Source organism: Candidatus Andeanibacterium sp. (assembly GCF_057143545.1).
Window position 1 is genome coordinate 22,434 of record NZ_DBNHSF010000191.1, and the last position, 8,581, is coordinate 31,014.

Here is an 8,581-nt window from a genome sequence, read left to right on the forward strand (position 1 = left end):
CGCTGGCGACCTATCAACAGCTTTCGATCAAAGGCGTTCGTCGATCTTGGCAGAGAGCGACTGCCAGGTATGAACGTTTTCGAGCACGGTGCCGTTGATCGCGAAGCTCGGCGTGCCGCGAACCCCGTAAGTCTCGCCATTGGCGGCGCTGTCGGTCGCCAGCTTGCGGGCCATTGCATCGTCGTTGATGCACTGGTTGGCTTCTGATTGCGTGTAGCCGCGATTCTCCATGATCGCGTAGAGCCCGAGGTCCTGTGCGATATTGCGGCGCCGGGCGGCCGGATCGCCGCTGGTCCAGCGGTTGAGCCTTGCCTGCGAAGGATTGACGGCCCCGGCAAGCCAGGTGGACTGGCTCAGCATGAACACCCGGTGATTGTCGAAGAATTTCTCTTTCGGCCCGCAATTGGCGAGCATCGCTACCGTCAGGTCGATCGGGTCGCGGATGATGTGCCGCACTTCGAGCGAGAGATTGCCCGAATGAATGTAGACCACCCTCAGCGCGCCTTCCGCCTCGCGCTCGAAATTGGCGCAGTGCGGACAGGTATAGCTTTCGAACGCGGTCAGCTTCACCTTTGCGGCGGGATTGCCGACCCGGTGTCCGCCACTGGTCTCGACGAATTGGGTGTTCCAGTTCGGGGCGGGCGCCTGGCCCATCGCCAGCACCGCTGCTCCCAGCGCCATCGCGGCGCGAAACAGGCCTTTCATTCCTTCCCATCCTCCTTGCCGCCCAGGCTGCGGGCGAGGGATTCGAGCACCGTGCGCAATTCGGGATCGCCGATATCGCGCAGGCTTTCGCCGAGTTCCATCGGGATCGGCTTGAGCGACGGCGGTGCCGCCGGGCGCGTTTCAGCAGCGGGGGCCTGAACCGAACCTTGCCGAAGTTTCACCCGCGTCACGGCATTGTAGCCGAAGAACCGGTTCACCCGCTCGATGATTTCGGGGATTACATGCTGGATCAGCGGGGCGTGGCTCGGCGTTACAACCAGCTGCAATATGCCCTCGCTCTTCTCGCCGGGCGGGAAGCGGATCGATTCGGGCGCGCAGACCCGGGCGTGGTGCGGGCCGACGATCTCCTGCCAGCGGGTCACGACCGAGGACTGGACAAATCCGAACTTGCGGAAGGCGGACCGCCCGATATCGGGCATCAGTTCGGCGACCGAGCGGGCAGGGCCGCCACGCGGACGCTCGTAGCGCCTGGTTCTTCGATTTACCGGCTTGTTCCGTTCCATGATCTTGAAAGCCATGCCATAGCGCGGCGATGGAAGCCAGCCGGCCGATCGCCGAAATCCTGCTCGCATGGTATCGCAGTCATGCGCGGGAACTTCCCTGGCGTATGCCCCCCGGCTCCGGCGAGGCGCAAGTTCAGGACAAGGATTGGCCCTATCGCGTGTGGCTATCGGAAGTCATGCTGCAGCAGACCACGGTCGCGGCGGTGAAGCCCTATTTCGAGGCATTTGCCGCGCGCTGGCCGGGTGTCGAGGCATTGGCGGCGGCGGATGAGGCAGATGTCATGGCTGCCTGGGCGGGGCTCGGCTATTATTCGCGCGCCCGCAACCTGGTGAAATGCGCGCGGGAAGTGGCAGCGCGCGGCGGGTTTCCGGATACCGAAGCGGAATTGCGCGAGCTGCCGGGGCTGGGCGCCTATACCGCGGCGGCGGTGGCCGCGATCGCCTTCGACCGGCGGGCGGTGGTGGTCGATGCCAATGTCGAGCGGGTGGTCGCGCGGCTGTTTGCGATCGCCGAGCCGTTGCCGGGCGGCAAGGCGGCGATCCGGGCGAAGGCCGATGCGATAACGCCCGAGAGCGAGGCCGGGCATTTCGCCCAGGCGATGATGGACCTTGGCGCGACGATCTGCACCGCGCGCGATCCCAAATGCCTGCTCTGTCCGCTGGAAGCACTTTGCCAAGGCCGGGCATCGGGCGATCCGGCGCGCTTCCCGGTCAAGGCGGCGAAGAAGGCCAGGCCGGAAAGGGAAGGGACGGCCTACTGGATCGAGCGGCCAGGTGAAGCAGGCGCCCATGTCGGGCTCGTGCGGCGCCCGGCCAGGGGTATGCTCGGCGGGATGCGCGCGCTGCCCGACGATGGCTGGACCGCGCGCTCGGACGGTTCGGGCGTGCCGCCGCTGGCGGGCGAATGGCGCAAGGCCGGGGCGGTACGCCACAGCTTCACCCATTTCCATTTGACGCTTTCGCTGTCGGCCATCGAGGCTTCGCAAGTCCCGGACGAGGGCGAATGGTGGCCGGTCGAACGGTTGGATGAGGCGGGCCTGCCGACGGTGTTTGCCAAGGCGGCGCGGTTGAAACCTGGTGGTCCGCTTCGCTGATCAGGCCGCGGCGCGGCGGTTGGCGGACTTCGCGTTGTCCGGACCATCCGGGGCGTCGCTGCCATTGCCGACCGCTATGACGATGCCCTCCTCGATCTCGCTTGCCCGCAGGGCGTTGCAGAACAGGAAGCCCTGCAATTCGGCTACGCCGACCTGGCGCAGGAACGCATCCTGTTCCGGTTCCTCGACGCCTTCGGCGGTGACGCTCAAGCCCATGGCATGCGCAAGGGTCACCACTGCGGTCACGATCGCATTGGCATCGTCGCACTTGCCGAGACGCTGGACGAAGCTCCGGTCGATCTTGATCTTGTCGACCTCGAACTTGTTGAGATAGCTGAGGCTCGAATAGCCGGTCCCGAAGTCGTCGAGCGCGATGCGGAAGCCGCTCTCGCGCAGCGACCTCACTGCGTTGCGCACATTCTCGTTGTCGTCGAGCAGGACGCCCTCGGTGACTTCCAGTTCGATTTGGCCGGGATCGACCTCCATCCGCCGGACATCCCGCGCCAGGCGTTCGGCAAATCCCTGTTCGAGAAACTGCACCGGGGAAAGATTCACGGCGATCGAAAGGTCGGGCCGCGCCTTGGCCAGGCGGCAGGCATCCTTCAACACCAGGTCGCCGAGCGCGCCGATGATCCCGGCCTCCTCGGCAACCGGGACGAAAATCTGCGGCATCACCATTCCGTGGATCGGGTGATTCCAGCGAAGCAGCGCTTCGCATCCGGCGACTTCGTTCGTCCGGGCGTTGATCTGGGGCTGGTAGACGACTTCGAATTCGTTGAGCGATCCCAGTGCCCGGCGCAGGTCGGATTCGAGCGCCGCCTTCATCTGCACGGTTTCGTCCATTGCTTCGGTGAAGAAACTGTAGCAGTCCCGGCCGGCAGCCTTCGCCCGGTACATCGCAATATCGGCCTTGCGCATCAGGTCGGTTCGATCGGTCCCGTAATCGGGGGCCAGGGCGACGCCGATACTCACCCCGACATGGGCCTGGCCGCCAACCAGGTCGAACGGCGCGCGCATCGTTTCGAGAATCGCATCGAGCGTCTTCTTCACATCGCCCGAAGGATCGTCGGGATGCAGGATAATGGCGAACTCGTCGCCGCCGAGCCGGGCGATCTTGGATGGATGGCTGACTATTTCGCCGAGGCGATGAGCCACTTCCTGGATCAACGCATCCCCGGCGAGGTGGCCGAAGCGGTCATTGACGTTCTTGAACCGGTCGAGGTCGAGCAGCAGGAGCGCCACCGGCCGGCCATCCTTGGCCAGCGCCAGGATCTTGTCGGCATCCTTGTTGAACAGGCCGCGATTGGGCAGGCCGGTGAGCATGTCGTGGAAGGCCAGGTGGTGGGTCTGCGCCTCGCGCGCCTGCAACTCGACATGGGCCTGGTGCAGATCGTCCATCTGCCGCTGCTCCTTGCGCATCATGCTGCGCAGCTTGAGCGTGAGCGTGAGCAGCAGGGCAGCGACGAGCAGGACCCCGGCGATCGCCATCGGCAGCAATTGCCGGATCAACATCGAACCCGGGAGCATCGGCTTGTGCACGATATAGCCGAGATTCTGCTGAGCCATATTGATCAACGGGGCCGCCTGCTCGCCCGGTGCCGTGGTTCCATCCGCGGAAAAGCGGGGCTCGACAAGGTAATTCTGGGTGGTTGCTTCGGTCAGGAAAGCGGCATCGAGATAGCGGATCGCGACCAGCAGCGGCGGGCGCACGGTGCTGCTCTCGTCCGGAGCTTCCGCCCGCATCCTGAACACGCTGATGAGTGCGGTCTGGCCTCGCACCCGGCCGAGTTCGGTTGCGTGGATCGCGGTCGGGCTGGTCCTGATCGCATTGAACGGCGAGATTGGCTGGCCGGGCAACCTGTCGCTGAAGCCGTTGGGGCGCACGGTCCGGCCCCGGACAAGGCTGGCGAAGGGCAGGATTTCCGGCGCAATTTCGGAAAAGCGTGCTGGCGGGACGAGATCGCCCTTGACCAGCGCATAGACCGGCCGGTCGTCCTCGTTGAGGACATGGACTTCGTGGATGCGGTAAAGATAGGACAGCTTGCGGCCAATATTGTGGTCGATCCAGGCGGTGTCCGGATCGGGGCCGACTACCTTGGCTTCGCACAGGTCGCAGATGCCCACGGTTTCCTGCGCCAGCGCCATCTGGTCGAGGCCGCGCCCGATCGCACGATAGGGCTCCCAGGCGAGCGCCTGGGTCGCAATGTCGTCGACTGCCTTCGCGGATTTTAACAGTCCGATCGCCGTAAGCGCCGCGGCGGCCGCAAGAATGAGCATCCCGGGCAGCAGGACATTGCGGCGGAACCGCCAGTTGAAATCGCCTAGTCTCTGCCGGACCATTGATTCTGCCCTCCCGCGAGCAAGGGCAAAATTACCGCCGGCGGGCCGGAAATGGGTTAACCCCCGGATTTTTCATTGATCGCGGATTCGAGTCGGCAACTGGATGATTTGCATGGAAAAATTGTGGCCGCCGGCGCAATCCTGCGCCGGTCCGGTTAACCATGAATCTTGGGCATGATCGGCAATCCCGGTCTTTCGAAGCGCCGGCCAGACAGGGAGTTAGATCACTCCGCCGCCCAGTAACAGCCGCACGCAGGCAATCGCGAACACGATCAGGCAGAAATTGCGCCCATGGTTCGAGCGTGAAAGTGCTCCGATCCCGGCGCCGAGCACGGCTATCGGCAGCACGATCCAGTTGCCCCAGCCGAGCAGCGGGATGGTCGAGGGAATGGCGAGTGCAAGCGCGACAAGGCCGATGACGATCGAGACGATATTGAGCATGTGACTTATCTAGATAATACACCTTGCCAATTCAAGTCTCCTTGGCATGTTAAGCTTGGGCACAGGCTGGGGGTGCGAGTGAGACAGGCGATGAAACGTAATGCGATCACCAGGCGCAGCCTGATCCGCGCCGGCGCGGCGCTCGGCGCCAGCGCGGCCATTCCCTTGTTTGGCGGGCGGACAATGGCCCAGGCCGGCCAATCCTTCCCCAATGTCGCGAAGATGTGCCGCGATTACGTCAACCGCGACATGGTCGCCAACATGATCGCCTATATCGGCGTCAGTGGCGCAGCGGCGCAGCTGGTCGGAAGCGGGCGCGACTCGTTCAACGGCTCGCGCCGTTCGGATGCGGACAGCATCTATCGCATCTATTCGATGACCAAGCCGATCACCGGGATGGCGGCGATGATGCTGGTCGAGGAAGGCAAGCTCACGCTCGACACCGAATTGCCCGAGATCCTGCCCAAATTCGACCACATGATGGTCCAGAAGGAGTATGACGGAGCGATTACTCCGGACAATCTCGAACCCGCCGAACGCCCCATCACCATTCGCCAGCTGCTCACCCACACCGCAGGGCTGGGATATTCGGCGGTCCAGCAGGGACCGATCCGGGAGGCGATGAACCGGGCCGGGGTCGTCAGCGGGATGCTGACCCGCCTGCCGATCGAGGAGCTGCTTCGCGGCGCGCCGGTGCACGGGCTCGAACTGTTTGCCGATCGCCTGGCCGAATTTCCCCTGGTGTGGCAGCCGGGCAAGCGCTGGATCTATTCGACCGGGCTCGACCTGATGGGCCGGGTGATCGAAGTGGTCAGCGGCCAGCGCTTCGACGCGTTCCTCAAGGAGCGGATCTTCGATCCCTGCGGGATGGAGGAGACCTGGTTCCAAGTCCCGCAGAGCGAAGTCCATCGCCTGACCACTTCCTATGGCGTGATCGGCGGCTTCGTGATCCCGATCGATTTCCCGGGTTTTTCGATCTTCCTCGACAAGCCGCCGTTCCCGATGGGCGGCTCGGGCCTCGCCTCGACGCCGCGCGATTATGACCGGTTCCTGCGCATGCTGGCCGGTTACGGGATGCTCGAGGGCAAGCGCGTGATGAGCGCAGCGGCGGTGCGCACCGGTACCTCGAACCTCCTGCCCGACCTTGCGGTGACCAACGGCACCTCGGTCGCCGGTTACGGCTTCGGGGCGGGCGGCAGGGTCGGCTGGGCCGGTGCGCCGCAAGCCTATGGCTGGGCCGGGGCGGCCGGGACGATCGGCGTGGTCGACATGGCATCGGGCAGCCGCGCGGGGCTCTATACGCAATACATGCCGGTCTTCACCTACCCGGTTTACGAGGACTTCGAAGAGGCCCTTGCGAAGGACCTCGCGCTGCAGCAAGGATAGCCCATGCCCTGCTGCGCGGTCGATATTGCCTTTGCCGGATCGAAGATCGAACGCGCCGACTATGTCAGGACCGATCCCGAGCGGCTGGCCGCGCTCACTTCGCCGCTCGCCAGGCTGCTCAAGCTCGACGGGCTGGTGCCCGAGCTCGACAGCGATGGCAGTCTCGCCTGGGTGACCTTGGCCGATGCGCCCGAAGGAGCCGAGCTGGTCTTTCTCGGCCTGATGGGCGGGGCAGGGGCCTTCGCCGCCGTTCCGAAGGAAGGCAGCGCCGATCCCGCCTTCGCCCATCGCGCGACCTGGCAGGCGGTCGCCCTGATGAGCGCGGAGGACATGGCGATCTATGGCTGTGCGCGGAGCCTCATCGACTGGCATGCGCGCCACAAATTCTGCGCAAAATGCGGGCAGCCGACCGAACTCGCCAAGGGCGGCTGGCAGCGGACCTGTTCTGCCGAGGCCTGCAAGGCCGAACATTTCCCGCGGGTCGATCCGGTCACCATCATGCTGGTCGAGCACAAGGGAACGCTCCTGCTCGGGCGCCAGCCGCGCTTCCCGCCCAAGAGCTTCTCCGCGCTGGCGGGCTTCGTCGAACCGGGGGAAAGCATCGAGGAGGCGGTGATCCGCGAGGTCGAGGAAGAGGCGGGCGTCAGGGTGCGGGACGTGCGCTATATTTTCAGCCAGCCCTGGCCGTTTCCCTCGCAATTGATGATCGGCTGCCACGCCCATGCCGACAGCGCGCTCCTGAAGATCGACCGCACCGAGATCGAGGAAGCGCGCTGGTTTTCCCGCGAAGAAGTGGCGGAGGCCTTGCAAAAGGAGCGCGAAAGCGAGAGTTTCGTCCCGCCGCCTTCGCAGGCGATCGCGCACCAGATGATGAAATGGTGGTTGGAGAATGAGTGACGCCGAACTGCCCAAAGTGGCCGTGGACATCTGGTCGGATGTCATGTGTCCGTGGTGCGCGATCGGCTACACCCAATTCGCCAAGGCGCTGAAGGAGCTCGAAGGCGAGATCGACGTCGAAGTGCGCTGGATGCCGTTCGAACTCAATCCCGACCTCCCGCCCGAGGGCAAGAGCCAGCAAAAACACATTACTGAAGTCTATAACCGCACGCCCGAAGAATACGCCCAGATGCGTGCGAACCTGCAGGAAGTGGCGCGCAAGGCCGGGTTTCCGATGGAATATGACGGTGAGGGCGAACCGCCCGAGCCGATGATGTGGAACACGTTCGATGCGCACAAGCTCTTGCGCTGGGCGCTGACGGTCGAAGGCATGGAAGCGCAGACCGCGCTCAAGCTCGCCCTGTTCCGCGCCCAGTTCCAGCAGCACCGCCGGATCGGCGACCGCAAGGTGCTGCTCGATATTGCCGAGAATCTCGGTTTCGACCGCAAGGCGATGGCAGACGCACTGGACGACGAGGCGCTCGAGATCGCGGTGCGGATGGAACAGCAGCGCGCGCGTGACGCAAATATCAACGCGGTGCCGAGTTTCATCGTCAACGGGCGCTATCTGATCCCCGGGGCGCAGGAGCCGGAAGTCTATCGCGAGACCCTGCGCAAGGTGGTCGAACTGGCGAAGGCCGGGTGATGCTGGCAATTCTTCGCCGAGTCCCTGTCGTTCTTGGCGCCATTCTGGCACTGGCGGCGTCGCCGGCGCAGGCGGTCACACTCGACAATCTCGACGGACCCGGCTTCGAGCCGATCTATGGCGATTATGCTCCGGGCGGGAATTGCAGCCTTGAACCACGGGTGACGATCGACGCTTCGGGCTTCACCTTCCGCGCTGCCGGCACCACCGAGCAACGCAGCAAGGTCGAATTCGCACTGAGCTTTTTCGGGCCGGAATACGAAGGGCCAAGCCTGGTGTTCTTCCCTTTCCCGCTCGGCGAGTACGAATTCGGCCGGGTGATCCTGACGGTCAATGCCGACGAGCAGGAAGGCCTGCTGCGGTTCGAAGACAATACCGGCCCGGGCGACATGTTCACCCCGCTGGAGGCGGCGCTGGTCGAGGCTTCGACCATGCAATTGTGCTCGGCGAATGCGGCGCCCGAGCCCGCTAATCTGGAACAGGCGAGCGGCAATACGACACCCTGGGAA

The 8,581-nt window shown here is 64.4% G+C and carries 8 protein-coding genes and 1 pseudogene; 5 read left to right on the forward strand and 4 right to left on the reverse strand.

What is annotated here, in order from left to right:
* Positions 1 to 27: 27 nt before the first annotated feature.
* Entirely contained in the window at positions 28 to 705 is a 678-nt protein-coding gene (locus tag AC16XC_RS11360) for a DsbA family protein (RefSeq protein ID WP_484034770.1), read from the reverse strand.
* Positions 702 to 1,244, reverse strand: coding sequence for a DUF721 domain-containing protein (locus tag AC16XC_RS11365; protein ID WP_484034771.1), 543 nt, complete (start codon positions 1,242 to 1,244; stop codon positions 702 to 704). The genes AC16XC_RS11360 and AC16XC_RS11365 overlap by 4 nt, the downstream gene beginning before the upstream one ends.
* A 14-nt stretch (positions 1,245 to 1,258) precedes the next feature.
* On the opposite strand from AC16XC_RS11365, the gene AC16XC_RS11370 reads away from it, so the two are divergent.
* Positions 1,259 to 2,323 (forward strand): A/G-specific adenine glycosylase, encoded by a 1,065-nt coding sequence (locus tag AC16XC_RS11370; protein WP_484034772.1) that lies wholly within the window; start codon positions 1,259 to 1,261, stop codon positions 2,321 to 2,323.
* Here the strand turns inward: AC16XC_RS11370 and AC16XC_RS11375 are convergent, their stop codons facing one another.
* Both AC16XC_RS11375 and AC16XC_RS11380 read right to left on the reverse strand, forming a co-directional pair.
* Positions 2,324 to 4,663 (reverse strand): putative bifunctional diguanylate cyclase/phosphodiesterase, encoded by a 2,340-nt coding sequence (locus tag AC16XC_RS11375; protein ID WP_484034773.1) that lies wholly within the window; start codon positions 4,661 to 4,663, stop codon positions 2,324 to 2,326.
* Between the two features lie 219 nt (positions 4,664 to 4,882).
* The gene (locus AC16XC_RS11380) at positions 4,883 to 5,104 is read right to left on the reverse strand and encodes a hypothetical protein (RefSeq protein WP_484034774.1); all 222 of its coding nucleotides are present in this window, start codon (positions 5,102 to 5,104) and stop codon (positions 4,883 to 4,885) included.
* Between the two features lie 90 nt (positions 5,105 to 5,194).
* On the opposite strand from AC16XC_RS11380, the gene AC16XC_RS11385 reads away from it, so the two are divergent.
* The 4 genes and pseudogenes from AC16XC_RS11385 to AC16XC_RS11400 form a co-directional block, all read left to right on the forward strand.
* Positions 5,195 to 6,490 carry a serine hydrolase domain-containing protein gene (locus AC16XC_RS11385; protein WP_484034775.1) on the forward strand — a complete coding sequence of 432 codons (1,296 nt, stop codon included), beginning with the start codon at positions 5,195 to 5,197 and terminating at the stop codon, positions 6,488 to 6,490.
* A gap of 3 nt (positions 6,491 to 6,493) precedes the next feature.
* Entirely contained in the window at positions 6,494 to 7,387 is an 894-nt protein-coding gene (gene nudC, locus AC16XC_RS11390; RefSeq protein ID WP_484034776.1) for an NAD(+) diphosphatase, read from the forward strand.
* A complete protein-coding gene (locus AC16XC_RS11395) occupies positions 7,380 to 8,072 on the forward strand; it encodes a DsbA family oxidoreductase (protein ID WP_484034777.1) in 693 nt (230 codons plus the stop codon). The genes nudC and AC16XC_RS11395 overlap by 8 nt, the downstream gene beginning before the upstream one ends.
* A pseudogene (locus AC16XC_RS11400) lies at positions 8,072 to 8,581 on the forward strand (hypothetical protein); the annotation flags it as partial. The gene AC16XC_RS11395 and the pseudogene AC16XC_RS11400, both read left to right, overlap by 1 nt.

Excerpts from the sequence above, each read along its gene's own strand:
- AC16XC_RS11360 (WP_484034770.1), bottom strand. The coding sequence starts at position 705 with ATGAAAGGCCTGTTTCGCGCCGCGATGGCGCTGGGAGCAGCGGTGCTG.
- AC16XC_RS11395 (WP_484034777.1), top strand. The coding sequence starts at position 7,380 with ATGAGTGACGCCGAACTGCCCAAAGTGGCCGTGGACATCTGGTCGGAT.
- AC16XC_RS11380 (WP_484034774.1), bottom strand. The coding sequence starts at position 5,104 with ATGCTCAATATCGTCTCGATCGTCATCGGCCTTGTCGCGCTTGCACTC.
- AC16XC_RS11370 (WP_484034772.1), top strand. The coding sequence starts at position 1,259 with ATGGAAGCCAGCCGGCCGATCGCCGAAATCCTGCTCGCATGGTATCGC.
- AC16XC_RS11385 (WP_484034775.1), top strand. The coding sequence starts at position 5,195 with ATGAAACGTAATGCGATCACCAGGCGCAGCCTGATCCGCGCCGGCGCG.
- AC16XC_RS11365 (WP_484034771.1), bottom strand. The coding sequence starts at position 1,244 with ATGGCTTTCAAGATCATGGAACGGAACAAGCCGGTAAATCGAAGAACC.
- nudC (WP_484034776.1), top strand. The coding sequence starts at position 6,494 with ATGCCCTGCTGCGCGGTCGATATTGCCTTTGCCGGATCGAAGATCGAA.
- AC16XC_RS11375 (WP_484034773.1), bottom strand. The coding sequence starts at position 4,663 with ATGGTCCGGCAGAGACTAGGCGATTTCAACTGGCGGTTCCGCCGCAAT.